General features: G+C 56.6%; 29 protein-coding genes and 1 tRNA gene. 20 read left to right on the forward strand and 10 right to left on the reverse strand.

The features are described from left to right. Positions 1 to 13: 13 nt before the first annotated feature. Positions 14 to 826, forward strand: coding sequence for an exodeoxyribonuclease III (gene xthA, locus ACSSVV_RS00455; RefSeq protein ID WP_023010300.1), 813 nt, complete (start codon positions 14 to 16; stop codon positions 824 to 826). A gap of 18 nt (positions 827 to 844) precedes the next feature. Further along, the gene (locus ACSSVV_RS00460; RefSeq protein WP_023010301.1) at positions 845 to 1474 is read left to right on the forward strand and encodes a TetR/AcrR family transcriptional regulator; all 630 of its coding nucleotides are present in this window, start codon (positions 845 to 847) and stop codon (positions 1472 to 1474) included. Positions 1475 to 1477: 3 nt separating this feature from the next. Here ACSSVV_RS00460 and ACSSVV_RS00465 read toward each other — a convergent pair whose 3' ends face one another. Continuing rightward, complete coding sequence (locus tag ACSSVV_RS00465) at positions 1478 to 1897, reverse strand: phasin family protein (protein WP_011784979.1); 420 nt, start codon at positions 1895 to 1897, stop codon at positions 1478 to 1480. Between the two features lie 343 nt (positions 1898 to 2240). On the opposite strand from ACSSVV_RS00465, the gene ACSSVV_RS00470 reads away from it, so the two are divergent. Genes ACSSVV_RS00470 through ACSSVV_RS00500 form a run of 7 tightly spaced genes read left to right on the forward strand, consistent with a single transcriptional unit; the run spans position 2241 to position 7072 of the window. After that, positions 2241 to 2678 carry a YeeE/YedE family protein gene (locus ACSSVV_RS00470; RefSeq protein ID WP_023010302.1) on the forward strand — a complete coding sequence of 146 codons (438 nt, stop codon included), beginning with the start codon at positions 2241 to 2243 and terminating at the stop codon, positions 2676 to 2678. A 3-nt stretch (positions 2679 to 2681) separates the two neighbouring features. Further along, positions 2682 to 3137: a YeeE/YedE family protein gene (locus ACSSVV_RS00475; RefSeq protein ID WP_031210549.1), complete on the forward strand. Its 456-nt coding sequence runs from the start codon at positions 2682 to 2684 to the stop codon at positions 3135 to 3137. Further along, positions 3118 to 3546: a TIGR01244 family sulfur transferase gene (locus ACSSVV_RS00480; protein ID WP_014421421.1), complete on the forward strand. Its 429-nt coding sequence runs from the start codon at positions 3118 to 3120 to the stop codon at positions 3544 to 3546. The genes ACSSVV_RS00475 and ACSSVV_RS00480 overlap by 20 nt, the downstream gene beginning before the upstream one ends. Positions 3547 to 3569: 23 nt before the next feature. Further along, positions 3570 to 4682, forward strand: a complete 1113-nt coding sequence (gene hemH / locus ACSSVV_RS00485) for a ferrochelatase (RefSeq protein WP_023010303.1) — start codon at positions 3570 to 3572, stop codon at positions 4680 to 4682. A 19-nt stretch (positions 4683 to 4701) separates the two neighbouring features. Continuing rightward, the gene (locus ACSSVV_RS00490; protein WP_023010304.1) at positions 4702 to 5442 is read left to right on the forward strand and encodes a 5-oxoprolinase subunit PxpA; all 741 of its coding nucleotides are present in this window, start codon (positions 4702 to 4704) and stop codon (positions 5440 to 5442) included. Next, on the forward strand, positions 5439 to 6122 hold the full coding sequence (pxpB, locus tag ACSSVV_RS00495; RefSeq protein ID WP_023010305.1) for a 5-oxoprolinase subunit PxpB: 684 nt from the start codon (positions 5439 to 5441) through the stop codon (positions 6120 to 6122). The genes ACSSVV_RS00490 and pxpB overlap by 4 nt, the downstream gene beginning before the upstream one ends. Continuing rightward, positions 6119 to 7072 carry a 5-oxoprolinase subunit C family protein gene (locus tag ACSSVV_RS00500; RefSeq protein WP_023010306.1) on the forward strand — a complete coding sequence of 318 codons (954 nt, stop codon included), beginning with the start codon at positions 6119 to 6121 and terminating at the stop codon, positions 7070 to 7072. Before pxpB ends, ACSSVV_RS00500 begins: the two co-directional genes overlap by 4 nt. Before the next feature lie 281 nt (positions 7073 to 7353). Here ACSSVV_RS00500 and ACSSVV_RS00505 read toward each other — a convergent pair. Then, a tRNA-Ser gene (locus tag ACSSVV_RS00505) sits at positions 7354 to 7444 on the reverse strand. A gap of 263 nt (positions 7445 to 7707) precedes the next feature. Here ACSSVV_RS00505 and ACSSVV_RS00510 point away from each other — a divergent pair. The 5 genes from ACSSVV_RS00510 to ACSSVV_RS00530 all read left to right on the forward strand — a co-directional run bounded on the left by ACSSVV_RS00510 (position 7708) and on the right by ACSSVV_RS00530 (position 9900). Next, positions 7708 to 8409, forward strand: a complete 702-nt coding sequence (locus ACSSVV_RS00510) for a Bax inhibitor-1/YccA family protein (RefSeq protein ID WP_022991209.1) — start codon at positions 7708 to 7710, stop codon at positions 8407 to 8409. A 100-nt stretch (positions 8410 to 8509) separates the two neighbouring features. Beyond that, on the forward strand, positions 8510 to 8920 hold the full coding sequence (tusD, locus tag ACSSVV_RS00515; protein WP_014421414.1) for a sulfurtransferase complex subunit TusD: 411 nt from the start codon (positions 8510 to 8512) through the stop codon (positions 8918 to 8920). A gap of 2 nt (positions 8921 to 8922) precedes the next feature. Further along, positions 8923 to 9273, forward strand: a complete 351-nt coding sequence (locus ACSSVV_RS00520; RefSeq protein ID WP_022991208.1) for a DsrE family protein — start codon at positions 8923 to 8925, stop codon at positions 9271 to 9273. Between the two features lie 9 nt (positions 9274 to 9282). Further along, positions 9283 to 9570, forward strand: coding sequence for a sulfurtransferase complex subunit TusB (gene tusB / locus ACSSVV_RS00525; RefSeq protein ID WP_022991207.1), 288 nt, complete (start codon positions 9283 to 9285; stop codon positions 9568 to 9570). Between the two features lie 3 nt (positions 9571 to 9573). After that, positions 9574 to 9900: a TusE/DsrC/DsvC family sulfur relay protein gene (locus ACSSVV_RS00530; protein WP_031210926.1), complete on the forward strand. Its 327-nt coding sequence runs from the start codon at positions 9574 to 9576 to the stop codon at positions 9898 to 9900. A gap of 23 nt (positions 9901 to 9923) precedes the next feature. Here the strand turns inward: ACSSVV_RS00530 and ACSSVV_RS00535 are convergent, their stop codons facing one another. From ACSSVV_RS00535 to nfuA, 3 genes are all read right to left on the reverse strand, one after another. Next, complete coding sequence (locus ACSSVV_RS00535; RefSeq protein ID WP_022991205.1) at positions 9924 to 10283, reverse strand: hypothetical protein; 360 nt, start codon at positions 10281 to 10283, stop codon at positions 9924 to 9926. 21 nt (positions 10284 to 10304) lie between these two features. After that, entirely contained in the window at positions 10305 to 11516 is a 1212-nt protein-coding gene (locus tag ACSSVV_RS00540; RefSeq protein WP_200861785.1) for a DUF445 domain-containing protein, read from the reverse strand. Positions 11517 to 11699: 183 nt separating this feature from the next. Beyond that, entirely contained in the window at positions 11700 to 12287 is a 588-nt protein-coding gene (gene nfuA / locus ACSSVV_RS00545) for a Fe-S biogenesis protein NfuA (protein WP_011785011.1), read from the reverse strand. A 238-nt stretch (positions 12288 to 12525) separates the two neighbouring features. Here nfuA and metH point away from each other — a divergent pair, with 238 nt between their 5' ends. From metH to ACSSVV_RS00565, 4 genes are all read left to right on the forward strand, one after another. Then, positions 12526 to 16224, forward strand: a complete 3699-nt coding sequence (gene metH / locus ACSSVV_RS00550; protein WP_023010308.1) for a methionine synthase — start codon at positions 12526 to 12528, stop codon at positions 16222 to 16224. A gap of 15 nt (positions 16225 to 16239) precedes the next feature. After that, entirely contained in the window at positions 16240 to 16473 is a 234-nt protein-coding gene (locus tag ACSSVV_RS00555) for a DUF2970 domain-containing protein (RefSeq protein WP_022991201.1), read from the forward strand. 351 nt (positions 16474 to 16824) lie between these two features. Beyond that, positions 16825 to 18477, forward strand: coding sequence for a nitrite/sulfite reductase (locus tag ACSSVV_RS00560; RefSeq protein WP_022991199.1), 1653 nt, complete (start codon positions 16825 to 16827; stop codon positions 18475 to 18477). Continuing rightward, the gene (locus tag ACSSVV_RS00565) at positions 18470 to 18976 is read left to right on the forward strand and encodes a DUF934 domain-containing protein (RefSeq protein ID WP_022991198.1); all 507 of its coding nucleotides are present in this window, start codon (positions 18470 to 18472) and stop codon (positions 18974 to 18976) included. The genes ACSSVV_RS00560 and ACSSVV_RS00565 overlap by 8 nt, the downstream gene beginning before the upstream one ends. Before the next feature lie 49 nt (positions 18977 to 19025). On the opposite strand, the gene sohB is transcribed toward ACSSVV_RS00565, so the two are convergent. After that, a complete protein-coding gene (gene sohB, locus ACSSVV_RS00570; protein WP_023010310.1) occupies positions 19026 to 20087 on the reverse strand; it encodes a protease SohB in 1062 nt (353 codons plus the stop codon). Between the two features lie 232 nt (positions 20088 to 20319). On the opposite strand from sohB, the gene ACSSVV_RS00575 reads away from it, so the two are divergent. Further along, positions 20320 to 20634 carry an SCP2 sterol-binding domain-containing protein gene (locus tag ACSSVV_RS00575; protein WP_011785017.1) on the forward strand — a complete coding sequence of 105 codons (315 nt, stop codon included), beginning with the start codon at positions 20320 to 20322 and terminating at the stop codon, positions 20632 to 20634. Between the two features lie 85 nt (positions 20635 to 20719). Here the strand turns inward: ACSSVV_RS00575 and ACSSVV_RS00580 are convergent, their stop codons facing one another. The 4 genes from ACSSVV_RS00580 to ACSSVV_RS00595 form a co-directional block, all read right to left on the reverse strand. Next, the gene (locus ACSSVV_RS00580; protein ID WP_022991196.1) at positions 20720 to 22426 is read right to left on the reverse strand and encodes a hypothetical protein; all 1707 of its coding nucleotides are present in this window, start codon (positions 22424 to 22426) and stop codon (positions 20720 to 20722) included. 210 nt (positions 22427 to 22636) lie between these two features. After that, positions 22637 to 23347 (reverse strand): DNA polymerase III subunit epsilon, encoded by a 711-nt coding sequence (dnaQ, locus tag ACSSVV_RS00585; protein WP_454105366.1) that lies wholly within the window; start codon positions 23345 to 23347, stop codon positions 22637 to 22639. A 52-nt stretch (positions 23348 to 23399) separates the two neighbouring features. Next, on the reverse strand, positions 23400 to 23843 hold the full coding sequence (rnhA, locus tag ACSSVV_RS00590) for a ribonuclease HI (protein WP_011785020.1): 444 nt from the start codon (positions 23841 to 23843) through the stop codon (positions 23400 to 23402). Next, on the reverse strand, positions 23843 to 24652 hold the full coding sequence (locus ACSSVV_RS00595; RefSeq protein ID WP_011785021.1) for a class I SAM-dependent methyltransferase: 810 nt from the start codon (positions 24650 to 24652) through the stop codon (positions 23843 to 23845). The genes rnhA and ACSSVV_RS00595 overlap by 1 nt, the downstream gene beginning before the upstream one ends. A 122-nt stretch (positions 24653 to 24774) precedes the next feature. Between ACSSVV_RS00595 and gloB the strand changes: the two genes are divergently transcribed. Then, positions 24775 to 25566 carry a hydroxyacylglutathione hydrolase gene (gene gloB, locus ACSSVV_RS00600; RefSeq protein WP_011785022.1) on the forward strand — a complete coding sequence of 264 codons (792 nt, stop codon included), beginning with the start codon at positions 24775 to 24777 and terminating at the stop codon, positions 25564 to 25566. The last annotated feature ends 74 nt before the right edge of the window (positions 25567 to 25640 follow it).

The raw sequence follows: 25640 nt of genomic DNA on the forward strand, positions 1-25640 counted from the left end.
AGATTCTGCGCCCATGATGTTTGTGTCGTTCAATGTGAACAGTATCCGCACCCGCCTGCATCAGCTCAAAGCCGTGATTCAGCAGCTTAATCCGGATGTCATCGGTCTTCAGGAAACCAAGGTCACTGATGAGGAATTCCCGGTCGGGGCCATTCGCGAGCTCGGTTATCACGTTCACTTTCATGGCCAGAAAACCCACTACGGTGTTGCCCTGTTATCCCGCGCGGAGCCGGAAGAGGTTCTCAAAGGCTACCCCTCCGATGGTGAAGACTCCCAGCGGCGCCTGATTACCGGCCATTTCACCGTTAACGGCGAGCCCCTGACCGTCATCAACGGTTATTTCCCCCAGGGGGAAAGCCGGGACCACCCTGTAAAGTTTCCTGCCAAGGAAAAGTTCTACGCCGACCTGATGGCCTACCTGGACGAATTGGCCAAGAAACCCGGCCATATTATGGTAATGGGCGACATGAACATATCGCCCACAGACCGCGACATCGGCATTGGCGCCGACAATGCAAAACGCTGGTTGCGTTCGGGAAAATGCAGTTTCCTGCCGGAAGAGCGGGAATGGCTTGGGCAGGTTGAACAACGGGGCTTTACCGATGTATTCCGCCATCTGCACCCGGACGAAGCCAACACCTTCAGCTGGTTTGACTATCGCAGCAAAGGCTTTGAGCGTGACCCGAGGCGAGGCCTGCGCATTGACCTGATCATGGCCAGTGACAGCCTCCTGCCCAAGGCAAAAGCAGCAGGAGTGTCCTACGATATCCGGGCCATGGAGCGACCATCCGATCACTGCCCGGTGTGGGCCTCATTCGACCTCTGATTGACCAGGCCATTACGGATGAAGAAAGTCAAAACCAGGGATCGGATCCTCGACACCAGCCTGCTGCTGTTCAACAGCCTTGGGGAGCCCAACGTCACCACTCTGCTGATCTCTGATGAGCTGGAGATCAGCCCTGGCAACCTGTATTACCACTTCAAAAGCAAAGGCGATATCGTTGAGGAATTGTTCCGGGCCTATGAGGCAGAGATGCTGGATCTTCTGGCGGTGCCCGAGGAAGCAGACGTGTCCATGGACCAGTTCAGCTTCTTCCTGCATCTGCTGTTTGAAGCCGTGGCCCGCTACCGTTTCCTGTACCAGGATCTGGTCAATGTCCTGTCCCGTTACGATCAGCTTCAGGTTCGATTTCGCAGGATTCTCAAAAAGAAGGAATTGGCGTTCAACACGCTGTGTGAGAGTTTTCGCCGGCAAGGCATCATGAACATCGGTTCGGATGAACTGGCTTCGGTGTGTGAGCAGCTTACCCTGACGGTGTGTTACTGGAGTAGCTTCGACACGCTTTCGCATCTGGATGACCGGGAGTCAGTGGACCCGGGCCGCGGTGTCTATCAGATGTTGCACCTGTTGCTTCCCTACCTGAACGAAGAAGAACAGGAACAGATCCGGCTCACCAGCCGGACCTATCTCTAGAGCTTATTCTTCCTCGTCGCGCGCAGTGTTCTGACCGCGCAGCCTGGACAGCTCACTTTCCAATGCCTCGATACGGCGCTCCATAGCTTCGATTTCTTCCCGACGATGGATGCCGAGGCGACGGAGCGCGCCCGAAACCCGCTGGTCGAACATATGCTCGAGTTTGTCCCAGGTCCCGGTGGCCCGCTCACGAACCTCGCCTACCCGATCTTCCACGGTCCGGATCTGTTTCTCGACCACACCCCGGGTTTTGCTCTCCAGCTGTTCGCCTTCCTGAACCAGACGATCAAAGAACTTGCCGGCGTCCTCTTCCGCTTTGGTGTAGGCGCCAAGCCCAGCCAGCCAGATTTGCCGGGCGGAATCCTTGATCTTGCCCGCCAGCTGCGGATCATTTTCAGGATTTTTGTCGTCGTGCTCAGACATGCATACCTCATGGGAGTCGGGCATTAGCGGTAGGTGTCATTGTATTACAGCCGGGGCCGGATTGCAGTGGTGGCCCTGAGAACCGCATAACGAAAGGCCGCAGTATAACCACTGATGCAATATGAAAAAATGTTTTCAAACGAAAGCGCCTCTCACTTGAACTGTTCAAATTATGGTCAATACTTCCCAATACCGGCATCCCTGTTGATGTCGGTTTGTCTGGAAGTCTTTCATGGATACTACTCGCACGCCTCTGCCCGGCATTCCCTGCCGGGCTTTTTTTGTTATTATTTCTCCCCATTATATGTTTATTCCAAAACCGATATCTCGCGGGAGTCTATGAATGATTGATATTGCCTGGAGCCAGTTTACCCCTGGCGCTGCACTGACCGGCGGCCTGCTGATCGGCCTCGCCGCTGCAAGCTTCCTGCTTTTGAACGGCCGCATTGCAGGAATAAGTGGAATACTGGGTGGCCTGTTGGTGCCTGCTCGCCGCGATATACTCTGGCGGGTGGCTTTTCTCGCCGGGCTTGTAGGCACCCCAAGCCTGTGGCTGCTGTTTTCTGAACTTCCACCCATTCAGGTTGACGCAGGTTATCCAGCCCTGATCGTTGCCGGATTGCTGGTGGGTATAGGCACTCGCTACGGCTCAGGCTGCACCAGCGGGCATGGTGTCTGTGGATTGTCTCGTCTGTCGCCTCGCTCACTGGTCGCAACCCTGAGTTTTATGGCAACAGGATTTTTAACGGTGTTCGTAATTCGCCACCTGATGGGAGTCTGAATGATGAAGTACTCTGTCACCTCACTTCTGGCAGGACTGATTTTCGGGTTGGGGCTCATGGTATCGGGTATGGCCAATCCGGAAAAAGTGCTTGGTTTTCTCGATATCGCCGGGCTTTGGGACCCTTCACTGGCTTTCGTGATGGGAGGCGCAATCATCGTCGGACTGGTCGCTTTCGCCGTGGCGCGCAGGCGTACCCTGTCGTTCCTCGGATTCACCATGAAAATGCCGGCGAACAACCGTATTGAGCCCAGACTTGTTATTGGCAGCATGATGTTCGGTATTGGCTGGGGCATTGCCGGTTTTTGTCCAGGGCCCGCCCTGGTGGCTCTTGGTGCCGGAGAAATCAAGGCCGTGGTCTTTGTTGCGTCCATGGTGGCCGGTATGATGGCATTCGAAGTGATCGAGCGGATTAAACGACCGTCGTTGGGAGACACGCGTGGATATCAGAAAAATTGATGACAGTATTTCCGTAGCGCCACAAATCGCTATTGAGGACGTCGCCGAAATTGCGCGGCTGGGGTTTCGGACCCTGGTCGCCAATCGGCCCGACCATGAAGAATACGGCCAACCGGCCATGGCCGACATTGAGGCCGCAGCGAAAGCAGAGGGCCTTGAATGGGTCTACATGCCGGTTGAGTCTGGCAATATTACCGACCAGGACGTCGAACGTTTCGCGCCCATGATCCGTGATGCCGAGAAACCCGTACTAGCCTTCTGTCGTTCCGGCACCCGCTGTACGGTACTATGGGCCCTGAGCAGTGCCCGCGACCACCAGCCTGAGGAAATCCTGTCCCGGGCACGGAATGCAGGTTACGACATTACCGGGCTTATTCCCCGCCTGATGCAGCAGGCCGGCAAGCGTTAATTTTCACCTCACGGAACGTCTCAATGCCTTACAACGGGATCGATAACTACCGCCACAATGAGCCGGACCGGCTCGGTGTGCTGATCACCAACCTTGGAACCCCCGACGCACCTACTACTCCCGCCCTGAGGAAATACCTCGCGGAATTCCTCTGGGATCCGCGGGTTGTCGAGGTACCGCGCCCCCTGTGGTGGCTGATTCTGCACGGCGTCATTCTCCGCATCCGCCCCCGGAAAAGTGCGGAAGCCTATGCCAGTGTGTGGGAAAAGGAGGGTTCTCCCCTGCTGATTCACACGGCGAAACAGGCTGAGGGTATCCGTGAGGCCATGAAACAGCGCTTCGGCACCAATGTGGTGGTAGGTTTCGCCATGCGTTATGGCAACCCTTCCATCCCCCGGGTACTGGAGGAGATGCAACAACAGGGCGTGCGCAAGCTGCTGGTGCTTCCGCTTTATCCTCAGTATTCGGCCTCAACCACGGCCTCAACGTTTGATGCAATTTCAAAAGACTTTACCCGGCGGCGCTGGCTGCCCGATTTCCGGTTTGTTTCCCATTACCACGATTTCCCGCCGTACATCGAAGCTATGGCGCGGCATATTGAAGCGCACTGGGCTGAGCATGGCCGCAAGGAAAAACTGATTCTCTCCTACCACGGCGTGCCGCTGAAATACCTGCTGAAGGGCGACCCGTACCACTGCGAGTGCCACAAGACATCGCGGTTACTGGCGGAGCGCCTTGGCCTTGGTAAAGACCAGTACATGACTACCTTTCAGTCCCGGTTCGGGCGGGAGGAATGGCTGCAACCCTATACCGACGAAACCCTTAAAGCACTGCCCGGAAAAGGGGTAAAGTCGATCGATGTGTTCTGTCCTGGTTTCTCCGCCGATTGTCTGGAAACCATCGAGGAGATTAACGAGGAAAACCGCGAATACTTTATGGAGTCCGGCGGCGAAGGCTTTAGCTATATTCCCTGCCTGAACGCGACTCCGGGGCACATCGATGCCCTCGTGAAACTGGTTGAGGAAAATCTGCAGGGATGGGGTATTTCCGAGAATTCGCCGGAGTCCCTGGAACAGCGGGCCAGACTGGCGGAAGAGCGCAAACAGGCCACCTTCCCTGGCCGCAGTGACATCTGAGGAGAGACAGGACAGCGCCATGAAACTGAATTGCGATCTGGGGGAAAGCTACGGCGTCTGGCAAATGGGCCAGGATGACCTGGTTATGCCTCTGATCGACATGGCCAACGTGGCCTGTGGCTTTCACGCCGCAGACCCTATGGTGATTCGCAAAACACTGGCACTGGCAGCTGCCCATGACGTTGCGGTTGGCGCTCACCCGTCCTATCACGACCTGCCCGGCTTCGGCCGGCGCTCGATTCACCACACGCCGGAAGAAATCGAAGCCCTGATGCTTTATCAGCTCGGGGCGCTCGAAGGCATGTGCCGCAGTGAAAGCCTGACGCTAAGCTACGTCAAACCCCATGGCGCCCTGAATAACGACATGATGCGGGACAATAGATTGCTTCGCGCCGTGATGGAGGCCGTACGCACCTTCCGGACCGATCTGGCACTGATGATTCCGGTCACCAGTAATTACCGCGAACATCAGCAGATGGCGGCCGACGTTGGCCTGCCCCTGCTGCTGGAAGCCTTTGCAGACCGCGCCTACGATGACGAAGGCCAGTTGGTTTCCCGGCGCCAGGCCGGCGCCGTACACGAGAATCCGGACATCATCGTTGGCCAGGCGCAGTCCTTTGCGGAAAAGGGCGGCGTATTCAGTACCACCGGCAACTGGCTTGAGCTTCCGGCCGACAGCCTGTGTGTACATGGCGACAATGACGCCGCGCTCGACGCAATCAAAGCCATCCGCCAGGCGCTCGGTAAATCCGGCCGATGATCGAGGCGGTTTCGGAAGATGCCATCCTGATTACCCTGGCCCAGGCCATCGATGACGCCCTGCCTGCCCGCATTGCCAACCTCGTCGACAACATTTGGCGTGCGGGTTTTCACTGGCTGGTGGATATGGTGCCCTCATACACCACATTGATGGTGGTGTACGACCCCATGCTCATCGATTTCCGGCAGGTAACCGCCGAACTCAGGCTCATCATTCACAGGCTGAGCACACAGGCGCACACGGCGGAATTGAAAAGCCGCCTGGTGGAACTGCCGGTGTATTACAGTGCCGAGACCGGGCCTGACCTGCAGTGGCTGGCCTCGGAAAGCGGCCTGGATTGCGAGGAAGTGATTCGTCGACACAGCTCGGTTGAATACCGGGTGCATGCGCTTGGATTTGCCCCCGGCTTCGCCTTTATGGGGCAGGTTGACCCCAGCATCGCCGCACCCCGGAAAACCACTCCTCGCAAACAGGTACCCGCCGGAAGCGTTGGCATTGCCAATCGGCAGACAGCAGTTTACCCGCAGGTTTCTCCGGGCGGCTGGCAGCTGATTGGCCGCTGCCCGACACGCTTTTTTGATCCAACGAACCTGTCGCTCCTCAAGGTGGGCGATCGGGTGCGCTTTACCCCCATCAGCCGGGAGGCCTTTCTGGCCGCCGGTGGGGAGCTCATTTCATGAGCTGGCTGGAGGTCATTCATCCCGGCGTGCAAAGTTCTGTGCAGGACAGTGGTCGCCGAGGTTATCGCCACCACGGGCTGGCCGCAGGCGGCGCCCTTGATATGATCAGCTTTACCTGGGCCAACAAACTGCTGGACAATCCTCGCCATGCGGCCTGCCTGGAAATCATGTTAGGGGGATTCCGCGCCATTGCCCACGGTGCGCTCCAGATTGCCATCACCGGCGCCAGAACCAGCGTCACCGTGAACGGTGAACCGGTTGAACTGTGGCGAACCTTGAACCTGAATGACGGCGACGAGCTGACCATCAGCCACTCGGCTCATAACCGGCTTATCTACCTGGCCGTGGCGGGAGGATTGGATTCACCGGAGCAGTTCGGCAGTCGCACCGTGGTTGTTCGGGAAAAGCTCGCGGGCCGGGGCCCGATAAAGCGCGGAGATAACCTGTTACCACGGGAAGCGCAACGAAAAGTGCAGAGCCGGGAAGTGCCTGTACACCAGCGCCCTGATTTCAGTTCAGAGGTGGTTATCGGCCTGATACCGGGCTATCAGTACGCTCAGTTTCAGCGTTCAGATATCCTGCGACTGACAACCAGCAGCTACACCGTTAGTGATCAATCCGACCGTATGGGTTTCAGGCTTCAGGGCGCGGCCATGGACTCCCCTCCTCCCGGCATCATCTCCGAAGGTATTACACACGGATCCGTTCAGATTCCCGGCGACGGTCAGCCTATCGTACTGCTGAGCGATGGCCAGACGATTGGAGGGTACCCCAAGCCCGGTGTCGTACCAACGCTGGATTGCAGCCGCCTGGCTCAGCAACTACCCGGTGACCGTATCTGGTTTGAATTATGCGATCTGGCTACGGCGCAGAATCAGCGTCGGCTTTTTGAGCTTCACTACCAGAACACTCGCTGGTGTCAGAATGGCCAGGCACTTGAGTGGCTTTAATTCCCCCGGCATGTGCAAGGTCGGGAACGGTCTGACAAAAGGTGCACTCTTCCGTATCCACGGCCGCGCCACCCGTCTCGACATAACGCACGCGATGGCTCGCCCTGCCTCGATTGGCTGACACGGCGAAGCGGCGGTTTTTGCGATCTGACTGTTCCTGACTTTCGGGTTCTTCAGCCATGGATGAAATCTCCCGGATATGAAGCGTGGCGTTTGGAATCCAACGGGGGATTGGTGTAACCAGGATATTGGGGTATCGAGAGGAAAAACAAGAAGAAAAATGGCGGTGGGCCAGGGATTCGAACCCCGGGACGGCTATTAACCGTCGGCGGTTTTCAAGACCGCTGCATTCAGCCACTCTGCCAGCCCACCGTCTTGTCGAAGCATCAGGAAACGCTTCGGCTTGCTGCCTTGTCGACAGCGGGAGGAATGATACCGGATTTGCCCCCTCTGTCAACGCCCTGCAAGAAAAACAAAGCAAATTCCGTGGCTTCTGGTCAGAGCTTAGACAAGATTACCGCGTTTTAATGGAATCCATTTGGTGTTTCTCTGTCGTAAATGATTGAAAGTTGCGGTTTCGACATTATGATGGTCTACAGTATCCAGTTGCACTAAAGCACTAAACGGAGATGACAATGGAAGACAGACGTTTCGGCGTTCAGAACAACCAGGCGGCCTACTCGCCGGCCAGCGAGACCAGTCGCGCTACGGCAGGTATCAGCGACGACGCCATGAAGGTGTTGCGTAACACCTACATGCTGCTCGGTATGACCCTGGCGTTTTCAGCCGTGACTGCGTTCCTGAACATGAATGGCACGCACCCGGGCTTCCTGATTACCATCGTGGGCTACATCGGCCTGCTGTTCGCCACCTATAAACTGAAGAACAGCCCCTGGGGCATCGTCACCACCTTTGCACTGACCGGCTTTATGGGTTACACCCTTGGCCCGATCATCGGTGCGTTTGTTGCTGCCGGCGCCTCGCAGATTGTTGCTCAGGCACTGACGCTGACGGCCGTCGCGTTCGTGGGCCTGTCCGCAACCGCTATCATCACCAAGAAGGACTTCAGCTTCCTGTCCAGCTTCCTGACCGCTGGCGCATTCGTGCTGATTGGCGCCATGCTGCTGGCGTTCTTCATGGAGAGTTCTGCTCTGCACCTGGCCGTTTCCGCAGGCTTCACGATCTTCGCTTCGATCATGATCCTTTTCGAAACCAGCCAGATCATCAAGGGTGGCGAGCGTAACTACATCATCGCTACTGTGGGCCTGTATGTGTCCATCTACAACCTGTTCGTCAGCCTGCTGCACCTGCTGTCTGCGTTCAGCGGCGAAGACTGATCAGTACACTCAGTCCAATGCCTTGAGAAAACCCCGGCCTATGCCGGGGTTTTTGCTTTAGGTACACTTGCAGGGTTTCCATCAGTCAGCATCCAGTTCCATGCCTCAGCCACTCAGTTACACACTCGTGATTACCGGTGCCCCCTGGGCAACACAGGCGCCCCAGACTGCCCTGTCATTCGCTCAGGCCCTGCTGAAAGCGGGCCACCGTATCGACCGGGTGTTCCTGTATGGTGATGGCGTACACCTGGCGTCGGCCCTGAGCGCTCCTCCCTCCGATGAGCAACACTGGCCGCGACTGTGGTCTGAATTTCTTTCCGGGAACAACATCGCAGCGGTCGCCTGCATTGCTTCAGCCCTGCGCCGTGGCATTGTCGATAAGACCGAACAGGCCCGTTACGAACTGACCGCCAGCAATCTCAGGGCACCCTTCGAGATTGCCGGTCTTGGCGAATGGGTAGAGGGTAACCTGAAGTCCAACCGGGTTCTTTATTTTCACGGGGCACACTGACCATGACCACCCTGATTGTGATCGATCAGCCACCCTATGGCTCGTGGACTGGACGAGAAGCGCTGGACATGACCTTCTCCCTGGCAGCCTTCGACCAGCCCGCCGCCATGCTGTTTCTGGGGGCTGGCGTCAACTGGCTGTGCAAAGGCCAGGCCGCCGACGCCGTCGGCCAGAAATCTGTGGAGAAGAATCTCGCTGCGGCCGCCCTGTTCGGCGTTGAACAGATACTGGTGGATTCCCGGGCTTGCGCGAAGTACGGGCTGGAGACCAGCGATTTACTGCCAGGGACTACGGCAGCGGAGTCAATTTCCGAAACCCTGGGCCAGTATAGCCGCGTCGTTTTTGCCGGATAGGACCCTGTCATGCCTGAGAACGTCAACACTACCCTGCACATCATCAACAAGGCTCCGGAACACGCCAGGTTCCGGCATTGTCTGGCATCTGTTCAGCAGGGTGACACGCTACTGCTGATTGAGGATGCGGTGCTCGCACTGCTTGATCGGGAAAGACAGCTGCCAGGGGCGTCTTATGGCCTGGAGACAGACGCGAATGCGCGCGCCGTGGCTAACCGCGTCCCCGCGGAGCAACTGGTCGACTACGCCGGTTTTGTGCAGCTGACCGTCAATCATTCACGAATCATCAACTGGTAAACCATGAGTGCTTCTAATTCGCCTGTGAGAAACAACGAAGGTTTTCTGGAGGACGCGGCCACCTGGACCAATGAGGTAGCCCAGGAAATCGCTCAGGAAGACGACATTGAGTTAACGGAAAAACACTGGGAAATCATATACTTTTTAAGGGATTTTTATAAACAGCATGAGATGTCGCCACCGTCGAACCGGTTGTTCGTAAAGGCCGTAAGAGAAGCGCTGGGGGACGAGAAAGGCGACAGTATCTACCTGATGACACTGTTCCCCGGAACACCCGCCAAAACGGCCTGCCGGATAGCTGGTCTGCCTCGCCCTACGAACTGCCTCTGAACCCGAGGCTGATAGAGCCGCGGTTATCTGTCCCGCTTTTCGGCTGACCGTGCCCGGGCCGCTTGCTGCTCTTCGGCAGCGGCACCCAGAAAGGTGCTCAGCCCATTTTCAAACAGGTTCGAGCCAAACTTGAGGAACTGGCGAGTGGATTCACGGGTTGCACCGTCCCAGGCGCTTTGGGGTATCTGCCGGATAGATTCTGCAACGCCCTTCTGAACGCCACTCGTGACCTTCGGCTCAATCTCATTGGCGGTGTCGATCAATTCCTGGATGCGCTCAGCCAGCCATGGTTTTACCACCCAGAACCAGAAACCGAAGAGAACGGCCGTTACGGTGGCCGCTGTCAGCAAAACCTGTGTGAGTATCTGTGCCCAAACTGGCATACGCTATTCTCCCTGGTGTACTCAGCCCAGAATGGCCTGGGGCAAGCCGGTCATGGCAAGAAACTGAACGAGCCCGGCCACGGCACCAAACAAGCCACCCACGAACATCAGCTGAATTTCTTCCTCCCGGAACGCCGGCCTAAGTATGTCCTGGAATTCTTCCGGACGCAGGGCCTTCATCTGGCTGGCCAGCACCCCCGCGACGACTGGTGCACGCTCACGATTGAAAGCGGGATCACTGAATACATCCCGCGTGGCCAGCACCGCTTTCTGATTCATCACGCGCTTGAGCTCGGTGTAACCGGTCATGCCCACAGACACCTGGGCCGCCAGCTTCATGACCATGGAATTGTCGAGCATGGGGCGCAGGTGTTTCTGGATGATGGCGCGGGTACGGTCACCATGCTGACCGTTGATCATGGCATCGGCGACTTTCTCCACCGTGATCAATTCCTCCGCCACCAGGCGCGCCCAGATATCGCTGATTTCATCCTGCCGACGCAGGAACAGCCCCTGCAACTGCCAGAACAATACCCGGCGCGGGCGCACCGGTGCAAAGATCAGGTTTATGGCAATCCAGTTAGTGATAAAGCCAATGAAAAAACCGCCCACCGGCAGTAACCAGGGCTGGGGGTAGAACACCGAAACCGGCGCCAGCACTGCGCCCATCAAGGCACCGATAATCGCGCCCCGATTGATGACGGATCTGAGTTCAACCGCGCCGGCCTGCTGGAAGATACGATTCATCAAATCCGGGTGGCTCTGAAGCTCCCGACTCAACAGCGCCTTGAGGTCGACCAGCTCATCCAGATCGTCACCAAAATCCTCAACCAGCTCCTCTACCCGATTCGGTAACTGTTGCCGCGCCCACTGATAAATCCGGGCACGAACAAACAATGGCAGGTTATCCCAGAGTACCGGCTGGATTTCGTACATGACCTCGTCAATGTACTCATCCATGCGGGGCGTCACCTGAGCCACCACCTGTTCCACAATGCGGTTGGGCTCCAGCTTCTGGTACACAGAATTCAGGTCGCCAAACTTCTGCAGGGTGCGATCAATACAGATGTGGGCCATTTTCTCGGCCTTGCGCGGAATCACCCCTTGCCAACCAATAACCCCAACGCCGATGAACCGGACAGGATGAAAGGACATCTGAATGGCGAGCCAGTTAGTGAACCATCCCACCACGGCAGCCATTACAGGCACGGACACAAGAGCAAGGTCAGTCAAGCGTTACCCCGAAATAGAAAAAGCATTCGCTCACACGGCACGGATAATACCCGGGCTTTGATTCTGTTTATGTGACCGATAATGAAGTATCGCGCTTAACAGGCCATTGGCCGTGTAGCCAGGCAAGGCGGGTGTTTCTGGCAGCCGCCAGAGAAGGGGCGACTGCCGGAGGAAGGGTGCAACTTACTGATAGTAAGCGTTTTCGGTATTCGAGTGGTCTGTCACATCACGCACCGCGGAGATTTCTGGTACGCGTTCCTTCAGAGTCTTCTCGACACCCTGCTTCAGCGTCAGGCTGACCGCAGAGCAGCCCTGGCACCCGCCACCAAAGCGCAACACCGCAACCGATTCGTCAACAATCTCAACCAGCGAAACATCACCGCCATGAGCTGCCAGGTTGGGATTGATTTCAGAGGCCAGCACGTAGTTCACACGCTCCGGCAGGGGCGCATCATCAGCCACCTGCGGCACCTTGGCATTAGGCGCCTTGATGGTCAGTTGTCCGCCCATCTGATCCTTGGAGTAATCGACATAGGCGTCTTCCAGGAACGGCACCGAATTATGGTCCAGATACAGAGTAAACTTCTCCAGGTTGACCTGCTCATCGGTTGGCACAACTTCATTGGGCGGACAGTATGCCAGACAGGTCTCTGCGTTGCGGGTGCCGGGCTGGGTCACGAAAATGCGTACGCCCATACCTTCAACGTCCTGCTTTTCAATCAGTTGCGCAAGATAATCCCTTGCGGAATCAGTCACAGTTACCAGAGCCATGCTTCCTACCTGTTATCAAGTGTGACTGACATTTTATGAGAGATCGCCGGAACATAAAAGACCAAGTAAAATAGTCGGGCATTAATGGGGTAATCAATTTCCCTTATCCCAACGGCGGACAGGCAAAACGGAACTTGATAATGATCATCCGTACTAAGACGCCTTTCAGCATTTTTGCTATGATCCCGCGCCAAAACGTAAAACACGACGTTAATAACGACACCCGGAAGAGTTTTCTATGACCGATCGCAATACACGCCTGGAACAGATGCACCAAGCCCTCAAGGAGCGGATTGTCATTCTTGATGGTGGCATGGGCACCATGATCCAGAACCAGAAACTGGATGAGGCCGCATTCCGGGGCGATCGATTCAAGGATTACGAACGGGAAGTTCAGGGCAACAATGACCTGCTGAACCTTACCCAGCCTGCCCTGCTCCGCAACATCCATGCAGAGTACCTGGACGCGGGCGCCGACATTATCGAGACCAACACCTTCAACTCCACCAAGCTGTCGCAGGCCGACTATGGCCTGGAATCGCTGGCACGGGAGTTGAACGTAGCTGCGGCAAAGCTGGCACGGGAAATCGCCGACGAGTTCACCGCGAGGAATCCCCAAAAGCCACGTTTTGTAGCCGGTGCCGTGGGTCCCACCTCACGCACCGCTTCTATTTCACCGGATGTGAACAATCCCGGTTACCGGAACGTGGATTTCCAGACTCTGGTCGACAATTACTACGAGGCAGTTTCCGGCCTGGTTGAAGGTGGTTCAGACCTTATTCTCATTGAAACTGTTTTCGACACCCTGAACGCCAAAGCAGCAATCTACGCAACTCAGCAGTTCTTTATAGACAGTGGTATTGAGCTGCCGATCATGATTTCCGGCACCATCACCGACGCCTCTGGCCGAACCCTGTCCGGCCAAACCACTGAAGCCTTCTACAACTCGGTTGCCCACGCTAAACCGATTTCCGTGGGCCTGAACTGTGCACTGGGCGCGGACGCGCTGCGGCCTTATGTGGAAGAACTGTCGAACAAGGCCGAAACCTATGTATCAGCCCACCCCAACGCCGGGCTGCCCAACGAGTTTGGTGAATACGACCAGACCCCGGAGGAAATGGCCGAGATCATTGAAGGCTTTGCCAAAGACGGCTTTCTGAACATCATCGGCGGCTGTTGCGGCTCGCGCCCGGATCATATTGAAGCCATCGCCAAGGCAGTGGCCAAGTATCCGCCCCGACAGATTCCTGAACGCCCGAAAGCACTCAGACTCTCCGGCCTGGAACCGTTTACCGGTGACGAAAACACTCTGTTCATCAACGTGGGTGAACGCACCAACGTAACCGGCTCCAAGCGCTTCCTGCGGCTGATCAAGGAAGAACAGTATGAGGAAGCCCTGAGCGTTGCCCGGGATCAGGTTGAGAACGGTGCGCAGATCATCGATATCAACATGGACGAGGGCATGTTGGATTCCAGGGAGGTGATGGTTACGTTCCTGAACCTGGTGGCCTCTGAACCGGACATTTCCCGCGTACCCGTCATGATCGACTCGTCCAAGTGGGATGTGATCGAAGCAGGTCTGCGCTGTATTCAGGGCAAGGCCGTGGTGAACTCCATCAGCCTGAAAGAAGGTGAAGAGGAGTTCATCAAACGTGCCAGGGACTGCATGCGCTACGGCGCTGCGGTGGTGGTGATGGCCTTTGACGAAGACGGCCAGGCCGATACCTTCGAACGCAAGACTGAAATCTGCAAACGCTCCTATGATGTGCTGACCGGCATCGGCTTCAACCCGGCCGACATTATCTTTGACCCCAACATCTTTGCCATTGCCACCGGCATTGAAGAGCATAACAACTACGCGGTGGACTTTATCAACGCCACACGCTGGATCCGGGAGCATTGCCCCCACGCCTCTATCTCCGGGGGCGTCAGTAACGTGTCGTTCTCGTTCCGCGGCAACGATGCGGTACGTGAGGCCATTCACTCTGTCTTCCTGTATCACGCGGTCAAGGCCGGCATGAATATGGGCATCGTGAATCCCGGCCAACTGGTGATCTACGACGAGATCGAGCCGGATCTGAAGGAACTGGTGGAAGACGTGGTTCTGAACCGCCGGGATGACTCCACCGATCGCCTGCTTGAAGCCGCCGAAAAGTTCAAAGGTAAAGGCGGCCAGGCCAAAGAAGAAGATCTTGCCTGGCGTGAGTGGCCCGTTGAGAAGCGCCTGGAGCATGCCCTGGTTAAAGGCATTACCAGTTACATTATTGACGACACGGAAGCCTGCCGGCAGAACGCCAGCCATCCCATTGAAGTGATCGAAGGTCCGCTGATGGCTGGCATGAACGTGGTCGGCGATCTGTTCGGTGACGGCAAGATGTTCCTGCCCCAGGTGGTCAAGAGCGCCCGGGTAATGAAGCAGGCCGTGGCGCACCTGATTCCCTACATCGAAGCAGAGAAGACTGAAGACCAGCAGGCCAAGGGCAAGATCCTGATGGCCACGGTCAAGGGCGACGTACACGACATTGGCAAAAACATTGTTGGCGTTGTCCTGCAGTGCAACAACTACGAGGTGATCGACCTTGGAGTGATGGTGCCCTGTGAAAAAATCCTGGAAACGGCCCGAAAAGAAAATGTCGACATGATCGGCCTGAGCGGCCTGATCACACCGTCACTGGATGAGATGGTGCACGTAGCGCGTGAAATGCAGCGGCTGGACTTCAATATCCCGCTGATGATTGGCGGCGCCACCACCTCCAAAGCCCACACCGCCGTAAAAATCGAGCCCCAGTACAAGAATGACATTGCCCTCTACGTGTCTGATGCCTCCCGCTGTGTGAACGTGGCTTCCCAGCTGTTGAGCAAAACCGCCAAGCCGGCTTTCGTGGAAGCAGCCCGCACCGAATATGATGAAATCCGTGAACGCCGGAAGAACCGTGGCGACCGCACCAAACTGGTGTCGCTGAAAGAAGCCCGTGCTCGTGCACCGGAAATCGATTTCGAGAACTACCAGCCACCCAAGCCGGCTTTTACCGGTGTCCGGGTATTCGAAGACTATGATCTGAACGAACTGGTGGACTACATCGACTGGACACCGTTCTTTATTTCCTGGGACATCGCCGGCAAATACCCGGCTATTTTTGACGACCCGAAGCGTGGCGAAGCCGCCCGCACCCTGTTTGACGATGCCCAGAAACTGCTGAAACAGATGATCGGGGACAAGCGGATCTCGGCAAGAGGCGTTATCGGGTTCTGGCCCGCCAATCGCCGGGGTGATGACATTGTGGTGTACACCGATGAGTCCCGAACCGAAGAGCTGACCACCCTGCACCACCTGCGCCAGCAGGATGAGAAGGCTCCGGGCAAGCCAATGATGGCACTGTCCGACTTCGTGGCGCCGGAGAGTCTGCATCTGGGCGATTACGTGGGCGGCTTTGCGGTGACCACTGGCATCGGCGTTGACGAACTGACCACAGAGTTCAAGAACGCCCACGATGACTACAGCGCCATTATGGTCCAGGCCCTGGCAGACCGACTGGCCGAAGCCTTTGCCGAGCGCATGCATGAGCGAGTGCGCAAGGAGTTCTGGGGTTATGCCACCGACGAGCAGATGGCCAACGAGGACCTGATCAAGGAACGCTATCGTGGTATCCGTCCGGCCCCCGGCTATCCCGCCTGCCCGGACCACACTGAAAAGGCCACCCTGTTCAAATTGCTGGACGCCACCGCCAACACCAGCCTGCAGCTAACGGAGCATTTTGCTATGTATCCAACCGCAGCAGTCTCCGGTTGGTACTTCGCCCACCCGGAAGCCAAGTACTTTGCCGTTGGCAAAATTGGCGTTGATCAGGTTGAGGACTATGCTGAACGCAAAGGCCTGACCAAAGCCGAGGCCGAACGCTGGTTGATGCCAAGCCTGGCGTACGATCCGGCGGAATAACCTGAGGCGGATTCCATGAATGACGTGACCGATAACAACAATAACGACCAACGCCCCCGCAGCCCGGGGGTTCTGAAAATCATGCAGAGCATTCTGGCAGGCGCATTCGGTGTGCAGTCCGACAAGCGCCGCCAGGAAGACTTTTCACACCACAGCCCACTGCCCTACATCATTGCCGGCGTTCTGTTTACCGTCGCGTTTGTAGGCGGGCTGATCATCGTGGTTAAACTGGTGCTGGCCGGGCAATAAGCTACTGCCCGGACACCCAAACCACCGCAAAGGCAACTGCCAGTAACACGAGCAATACCGCGGCCACCGCGTCGGCCTGGCTGTCTGATCGCACGGACTTTTTCATGGCATTTCCTCCTTCGTATTCGAAGTTGTTGTTTTTCTGACTTTCCCGTTCAAGTAAAGCAGCAAATTGACATTCGTCCAGTCCCGGGTTCGATCACTTATCACCTGAATCGATAATGTTATGTTGAAATAATCATTTTGAGAATAAAAACACGATGGTATCCTGCCTCGCAGGAATAAGGCCCGGTCCATGAAACCCGGCCGGAAATTTGAGCTCTTCTGATGTAGCAGGCAGGACGTTCCACTATGTACGTTTATGATGAGCACGACCGGCAGATAGCCGCAGAGCGTGTTGCCCAATTCCGCGACCAGACCGAGCGCGCCCTTGCCGGCGAGCTGGCTGAAGAGGAATTTCTTCCACTTCGACTGCAGAACGGGCTTTATGTTCAGCGTCTCGCACCCATGCTCCGTATCTGTATCCCTTACGGCATGCTTCGCTCCGAGCAGCTTCGCCGCTTGGCACGCGTAACCCGGGACTATGATAAAGGCTACGCCCATTTCACCACCCGCACCAACATCCAGCTGAACTGGCCGAACCTGGAAGACGTGCCCGATATTCTGGCTGAGCTGGCGGAAGTGGAAATGCACGCAAATCAGACCAGCGGTAACTGCATCCGGAACACCACCACGGACCCGTTCTCCGGTGTCCAGGTGGACGAAATCGCTGATCCACGCCCCTATTGCGAGATTATTCGCCAGTGGTCGACGTTCCATCCGGAGTTTGCGTTTTTACCACGTAAATTCAAGATTGCCGTGAATGCCTCCGAACACACGGATCGCGCAGCTATCCGGGTGCATGACATTGGCTTGCAGCTGGTACGCAATGACCAGGGAGAACTTGGCTTCCGGGTTCACGTTGGCGGCGGACTTGGTCGTACCCCCATGGTTGGCCCGGTCATCCGCGATTTCCTGCCGGAACTGGATCTGCTGACTTACCTGGAAGCCATTGTCCGGGTTTACAACCGTTACGGCCGCCGGGACAACAAGTTCAAGGCGCGCATCAAGATTCTGGTCAAGGCGCTGAGCCCCGAGGGCTTTGCCGAAAAAGTTGAAGCGGAGTGGGCCCACATCAAAGACTCACCTTCCCGGCTGACACCGGAGGTGGTGAGCAAATTCCAGGGCTACTTTACCGAGCCGGCGTATGATGCACTGGACAATGCTACCGACCTGCTGGCGACGCAGCGCTTCGAGAACCGTGAATTTGACAAGTGGTTGACCCACAACGTCAACAGTCACAAAAAGCCGGGCTACGCCATTGTAACCCTGACGCTCAAGAAGACCGGCACGCCCCCGGGGGATGTCACCGACTTCCAGTTGGAGCAGATTGCCGACCTTGCGGATGAGTACAGCTACGGTGAAGCCCGGGCCACTCACGAGCAGAATGTGGTACTGGCAGACGTCCGCCAGGATCGACTGTTTGAGCTCTGGCAAAAGCTTTTGCCTTTGGGCTTCGCAACGGCGAACCTGAACACACTGAACGACGTTATCTGCTGCCCCGGCGGCGATTTCTGCGCCCTGGCCAACGCCAAGTCGATTCCTGTGGCTGAAGCAATCCAGCGTCGTTTTGATGACCTGGACTTCCTGTACGACCTCGGCCCCATCGACCTGAACATTTCAGGCTGCATGAACGCCTGTGGCCACCACCACGTGGGCAATATTGGTGTTCTGGGCGTCGACAAGAAAGGCGAAGAGTTCTATCAGATCAGCCTGGGTGGATCGTCACACCACGACGCCACCATCGGCAAGATTCTTGGGCCGTCCTTCGCTCGTGAGGAAATGCCAGAGGTCATCGCCAAGCTGATCAATGTTTACGTAGAAAACCGGACGGAAGAGGAAACCTTCCTGGACACCTATCGCCGGGTCGGTCTGGATCCTTTCAAGGAGCGGGTATATGCCTGATGTAATTGCCGCTGACGGCACGATTCGTAATGACGACTGGGTTGTGGTGCCCCGCCCTGCGGCGGGTGAATCCATGGATATTCCTGAAGATAAGCCGGTCTTGATTCCGGCAGATCTGTGGCTGGCCGGCCATGAGCACTTTGCCGCAAAGCCCTCAGTGGGTGTCTGGTTTGACAGCCACGATGAGCCGGAATTGCTTGGCGAGAAAGTGAATGAATTGCCACTGATCGCGGTGAATTTCCCGCGCTTTGTCGATGGCCGTGGTTACAGCATTGGCCGTTTGCTACGTGAACGGTTCGGGTACCGCGGCGAGCTGCGAGCCATTGGCGATGTGCTGCTCGACCAGCTTCAGTTCATGAAGCGCTGTGGCTTTGACAGCTACGTACTGCGCGCTGACAAGGACATTGCAAAGGCACCGAAGTGCCTGAGCTTCTTCACCCAGACCTACCAGGCTGCGACCGACACGGACCAGCCCCTGTTCCGCCGCCGGGCCTCCTGAGACCAATCACCAGCGCATGAGTCGTCATGCGCTGGTGTTCAGTTCTGGTTTACTGCATTTTTTGATTCCGAAACGCACTCAACACTTTCCAGACGGTATGTTCGAGCGCCGCGCTGGTAGCCAAACCGAGCTTTTCCGGCAGTGTACGTTTGCGCTGGAAAGACACTGAGATCACGTCTCCCCGCTCACAAGCCTCAATCAGGTATTCGTCAGACGTTTTGATCTCATCGATCAGCTTCACGTCCAGAGCGCGCTTGCCGAACCAGATATCTCCATTGGCAACCGCCTGAATATCCAGATCCGGACGCCGCTCACTCACATACTCCTTGAACAGGACATGGGTATCCTCCAGGTCCTCGAGGAATTTCTGGCGTCCCTTATCGGTATTCTCACCAAAGATTGTCAGCGTTCGCTTGTGTTCACCCGCGGTGAGCACCTCAAAGTCAACGTCGTTCTTTTTCAGGAACCGGTGGAAGTTCGGGAGTTGCGCCACCACCCCGATGGAACCGAGCACGGCAAACGGCGAAGCAATAATGCGATCAGCCACGCAGGCCATCATATAGCCGCCGCTGGCCGCAACCTTGTCGACGCAGGCGGTCAACTTGATGCCCTTGCTGCGAATCCGGTCCAGCTGGGCTGCCGCCAGCCCATAGGCATGAACCAGACCACCGCCGCTCTCCAGGCGGATAACCACTTCGTCCGTTTCCGGATTGGCAACACTCAGAACCGCCGACACTGAACGCCGCAGGGTATCGGTATCGCTGGCTTTAATGTCACCATCGAAATCAAGCACGTAAACACGCGCCGTTTTCTCTTCGGTAGCGTCAGGTTCTGGCTGCTTTTTCGTCGCTTTCTTTTCAGCCTTGTCCTCTTTTTTCTTTTTCTTCTGCCAGGCCTTTCGTTCCTGGTCTGTCATCAACCTGGCCTGGATTGACTCTCTGAGCCGGCGATACTGATCGTTCAGCTTGCGTATTTTCAGCTCACCCTCACCTTCGTGATCGTCCCGGTCTTTCTGGGTTGCCGAGACAATGATGGACACGAGCACAATCGCCGCCACCACGAAAGTCGCCACCTTGGCGAGGAACAGGCCGTATTCGGTCAGAAATTCCAAAATGCAGTCTCCACACGTATTTGCAAACCCCGAAGTGTACCGCCTCGGCACAGGCCTGATAAGCCCGCGATAAAATTAAAACAAGCGTTCGATCAAGCTTGACACGAACCGGCTCTAACCATAAAGTCGGATTGCGAGGTTGGCGCTACCCCGGCTGCTGTACAGGCTGCCTTCGCCAGGGATCACTAGTCGTCACCACCATGACAAGACAACCATCAAAAAGGGTAAAACAATGTCTGTAGCTCAGGTATTTGAAAAACTCGAACAGAACTTCAACGCAGACGCAGCACAGGGCCTGGACCTGGTATTCCAGTTCGACATCGAAGACGACAAGACTTACCACCTCGTGATCAATGACGGCACCTGCAAGCTGCACGAAGGCGCACACGACGATCCTTCTGTTACCCTGATCATGAACTCTGAAACCCTGCAGGGTATCGTCTCTGGCGAGACCGACGGCATGCAGGCGTTCATGGCTGGTCAGCTACGCGCCGAAGGCGACATGATGCTGGCAACCAAGCTGGGGGAACTGTTCAACATGGGCTGAGCCCGGTTAAACACCAGCTATAAAAAAACCTGCGCAAACCGCAGGTTTTTTTTATGCCATTCAGAAATTCGGGCCACCCTGGCGTCTACAGACCGACGTCATCCAGCGAACTCTGAGCCAGCTTGAGCAGGTCTACATTCCTGTCTTCCCGCCGACCGACGCCTTCAATGTAGTACTCGAGCGAGGTGAGCGCATCCGCCAGCGCTTCCAGAACCTGAGACGCAGGGGCTTCGCGCGCATCCAGCAGGCGCTCCTGAATAGACGTCGCAACCCTGGCAATGACGTCCGCTGCGATGGGGTCGTCCACCATTTGCAAGCCACCCCAGATACTGCGCAGTGTCCCCGGCAGATTGGCCAGATGAAGCTTGTCGTAATCGGATTCGATAAATGCTGTGATCGCTCGCTTGGCAAGGGTCAACGCACTACGGGCCTCATCCGCCACAACCCAGATGGCTTCCTGCAGGTACACGGATTCGTCCCGGCTCCGGTCTGCACCAGCAAGGGCATCGGTCTCTGAGGTAATGCCACGGGTCACAATCTGCATGACGGCATCCTCTACCCCCAGCACGGAATCCGCCAGACGATAGAGCTCCTCCTCCGCCGGCAGGCGGTTTTCCTCTTCCCATTTACGCAGTTTGGCCGCTTCTTCACGGGAAATACTGGCCAGGCGGTTCAGATCGAGCATCACCAGCGTATTGGCCAGGCGCTCCAGAGTATCGGCAATCGAGGCAAGTTCGGCCAGATCCGGTTCTATTCCGCGCTCGATGATGTCCAGCTTGTCTTTCAGCTGATTAAGTTCTTCCTGCAAGGCTTCAGACAGGGATTTGAGCACGTCCGTGCCAGGGCCATAGAGGCGCCGGGAATGAGCCTCAAGAAGTGCATCCGGGAATTCGGCAGGACCGAGCTGATAAGCAGAGAGTACCCGCGTCACCTCAGGGTTGGCTGAGCCACTGCGGTAAAGCAGATAGACCAGATCTTTGATCAGCGATTCGGGGGCGTCCTTGGCGGTAGCTACCTTGCCGACATACACCACTTCCCGCGCGTATTTCTCGATTCGCATCAGCAGACGCTTGCGGGCCTTGCTAAAGCCCATGGCACGATCCAGCATGGTATCGGAGACCAACGCCAGCAGGCACCACATCTGCCCCATAGGCGCTCCCTGACACAGTCGTGCGAGACCACGGGCAGCCCTGGCAATGAGTTTTTTGCTAACCGCTTCGTTGCGCTCGCGGAGAATGCCGAGCAGCGCCACCTGGAAGGTCAGGCGCATGCGACGGGCCAGGATTTCATATTCAGACTCCGCATCATCCATGGGCCTCAGCCCCAGATCGCTGCAAAAGTCCGGGCGCTCCTTGATGTCGATATCGAAGAAGCAGGATTCGGGATAAGGTTTCTCACGACGGGCTTCACGCAGATCATTGATCACGGGCAGCAGCAGCTCGGGATGATCTTCACGTTGCTGATGGTAGTACTCGACGTAACGGCGGAGAATGAACAGCGCGCTGTTAAGTGCTGTCAGCAGTATATTCTTGTCGTCGTTGGCACCAACCGGCACATCATTGGCGAGATTAACCGCCTCCTGGCAAAGCAGGGTTCCGCCCCGGAGCTCCACCAGAATGAAGATTCCCCGAAGCTGGTTCAGGTAATCAACACAGTTCTGCAGATCTTCCCCGCTCTCGCGGTTTTCCTGAAAGCGCTCAAGGCTGGATTCTGCCTGCTTGATGGTCTGTTCGATTTCACTTTTGACCAGATCAAACGACTGCGATTTCGTCGCCAGAGACGATTGAACCATAAACGCTTCCTGTTAATTTGCGGAGACTACCGCATCCTGTTCATGAACTGCAGCCTGCATACGGGCAGGTCCTTCCTGTTCAGCGAGGCAGCCCTTGCCCATACCTGAACGGTTCGCAAAAAACTGGCGAACTTATCATTACTTATAACACAAAACTCAAGTAGCTCAAGAAAGCCGGAATGTAACAAATGGTACAGCTGAACGTGGTTCTCATTCTGTTGCCTGCAACCGGGACCACACCGTTTCGCCGGCCTGCTTCTCCATCATCGCCATGAATTCAACATGGGCAGAGGCTTCATCACTGGTGGCCCGAACCACCGCCAACGGCGCGCGCTCACCGGAGATCCGGCGAATACCGCCATCGCCACCTTCATCGCCGGAGCCGGCATCCAGGGACAGCGCGGTCTGGCCGCCGGTCATCAGCAGATAGACGTCTGCCAGGATCTCGGCGTCCAGCAATGCCCCGTGAAGGTCACGGTTGGAGTTATCCACTCCATAGCGCTTGCACAGGGCGTCGAGATTGTTTTTCTGGCCCGGGTGCTTTTTCCTGGCAATGGCCAGTGAATCGACAATGCCGCAGTGGTCTGCTGTTTTCCGAACCGGTTTCAGGCGGGCGAATTCGGAGTCCATGAAGCCCACGTCGAACGCGGCGTTATGGATGACCAGCTCTGCACCCTTGATGAACTCAAAGAACTCGTCGGCAACCTCCGCAAACTTTGGCTTGTCGGCCAGAAATTCGTTGGTGATACCGTGAACGGTGATAGCCTCCGCTTCTACCTCCCGCTCAGGGTTAATGTATACGTGATAGTTGCGACCGGTCAGCTCGCGTTCGATCACTTCCACACAACCAATTTCGATAATGCGGTGACCTTCGTTCGGATCAATACCCGTGGTTTCGGTATCCAGTACGATCTGTCTCATGCAACTGCGCTCTCACTCACTGCTCATTAATCGGTTTTCCAGGGGCCAGGGTTCAGGCCCCGTTCAGTTCGCGGACTCCGCGGTTGGCCAACTCATCCGCCAACTCGTTATCAGGATGCCCTGAATGACCCTTCACCCAATGCCAGTTAACGGTGTGCCTGGCAGTTTCAGCATCGAGCTCCTGCCACAGATCCGCATTCTTGACCGGTTTCTTTGCCGAGGTTTTCCAGCCATTGCGCTTCCAGCCGCTCATCCATTCGGTAATGCCCTTGCGCACGTATTGTGAGTCCGTATACAACTCCACCTGGCAAGCGCGCTTAAGCTCCCTCAAGCCTCGAATGGCCGCCATCAGTTCCATCCGGTTATTCGTGGTCTGCAGCTCGCCACCGTGCATGGTCTTGCACGCATCACCATAGCGCAATACGACACCCCACCCCCCGGGCCCAGGGTTACCTTTACAGGCTCCGTCGGTATACATCACTACCTTACCAGCCATTACTGCTCCTGTTCTGTTCTCCGCCTGTCCACCCTGCCTGAGCTATGGCTGGCACAGCCACTGGATACCCCCACCGTTCCGGGCAAAGATATTACCTTGCTCTTGCGCCAGGATGCCCTGGTCCGGATCCGGGCGTATTCGCGTTTGCGCGCAAGGATACAGTAATAGGCGCCCGTGGGCAGTAAATGAGGGCGGCTACTGGCGGCCAAACGCTGCCGTCTTCCGGATGCCCCGTGTTTTCGCTGCAGCGGAAGGGTACAGAAATAGGTGCCACTGTTTTCCAGCTCGAACCCCAGCAACCTGAGCCAGTCCTCCATTCGTGATCGCATCAGGAACCGACCACCCCAGGGGCCAAACCGATGGCGGGAAACCAGCCTGCGTGCGCCCCAGAGACTGAGGGGGTTGAACCCAACCAGAGCGATGCGCCCCTCACCTCGCAATACACGGGCGGACTCGCGAAGTACCTGGTGCGGATCCGGAGAGAAATCGGCCGTATGATGAAGGATCACAAGATCCATGGAATCACCGGGAAACGGCAGCTCGTCGGCGTCACAAACCGCCACGCCCTCTGGCATATGGGCATGCCAGGCCGGACAGGTAATAATCTTCTGGGCAAAATCGGTACCACTCGCTAAAGGCAATCGGTGACTCAGGCCGACCTGAAGTTGTCTTGCCCCCGTAAGGCCTTGCAGTTCCTTATCAAGCACCGCTCTCTGGCTGGCCAGCAGGGAGCGGCCAAGGGGGGTCTGCACCCAACGCTCAAAGCTCTCATGTCGTGCTGAATAGTCAATCACGCCGCTGGTTGTCACGCTGGCTCCCCTACCCGATCCACTAAATGCTTGATTGCTCGCGCAACCTGCCGCTCCTTGGGCTGTACCCGTTGTTGCATTATCATAACAGGCACATTCATTGAACACATGGGGTGGCCACCTTGCGCATTCATCCGGTTCCGGCATTCTCAGACAACTATATCTGGTGCCTTACCAACCTTGAGTCCGGCAAGACCCTGATAGTCGATCCCGGCCAGGCAAAGCCGGTACTGGACTATCTCAGTGACAGCGGTTTCTCAGCAGACACCATCCTGATCACCCATCACCACCCGGATCACACCGGCGGCGTGAAAGAGCTTCAGCAACAGTATCCGGACCTCCGTATTGTTGGCCCGACTGATTCGCCCTTCAAGGGTGCTACAAACACGGTTCATGCCGGCGATGAAGTCGTCTGGGAAGGCATCACGTTCAATGTCCTGGCAGTTCCCGGCCATACACTGGATCATATTGCCTATTACAGCGACACCCAGGTAAATGACAAACCCGTTCTGTTCTGCGGCGACACACTGTTTGTCTGCGGCTGCGGACGACTGTTCGAAGGCACACCGGAGCAGATGCACACCTCGCTCCAGACCCTGCGGGACCTTCCGGATAACACTGCAGTATACTGTGCTCATGAATACACCTTGGCAAACCTTCGCTTCGCCCGTCACTGGCTACCCGAAGATAAGGCGTTGGCCGAGTTTGAGAACGCCTGCAAAGACCTTCGGGAACGGGGTAAGCCAACCGTGCCGACCACGATTGGCCAGGAGAAACAGCTGAATCCATTCCTTCGGTGGGATGATGCCATGGTCATAGAGGCCGCCGAGAACTACAGCACCACACACCGCCTTGCCACCGGCTCGGATTGTGCGGTTTTTGCAGCCGTGCGGCACGGCAAAGACAACTTCTGAGCGTGCGGGCGGTCACTGCTTAACAATTTATCTCACAGCCGTAACATGGCTCAGCTTGACCGCCCGGAAAACGC

Source organism: Marinobacter sp. MBR-105, from assembly GCF_053628895.1.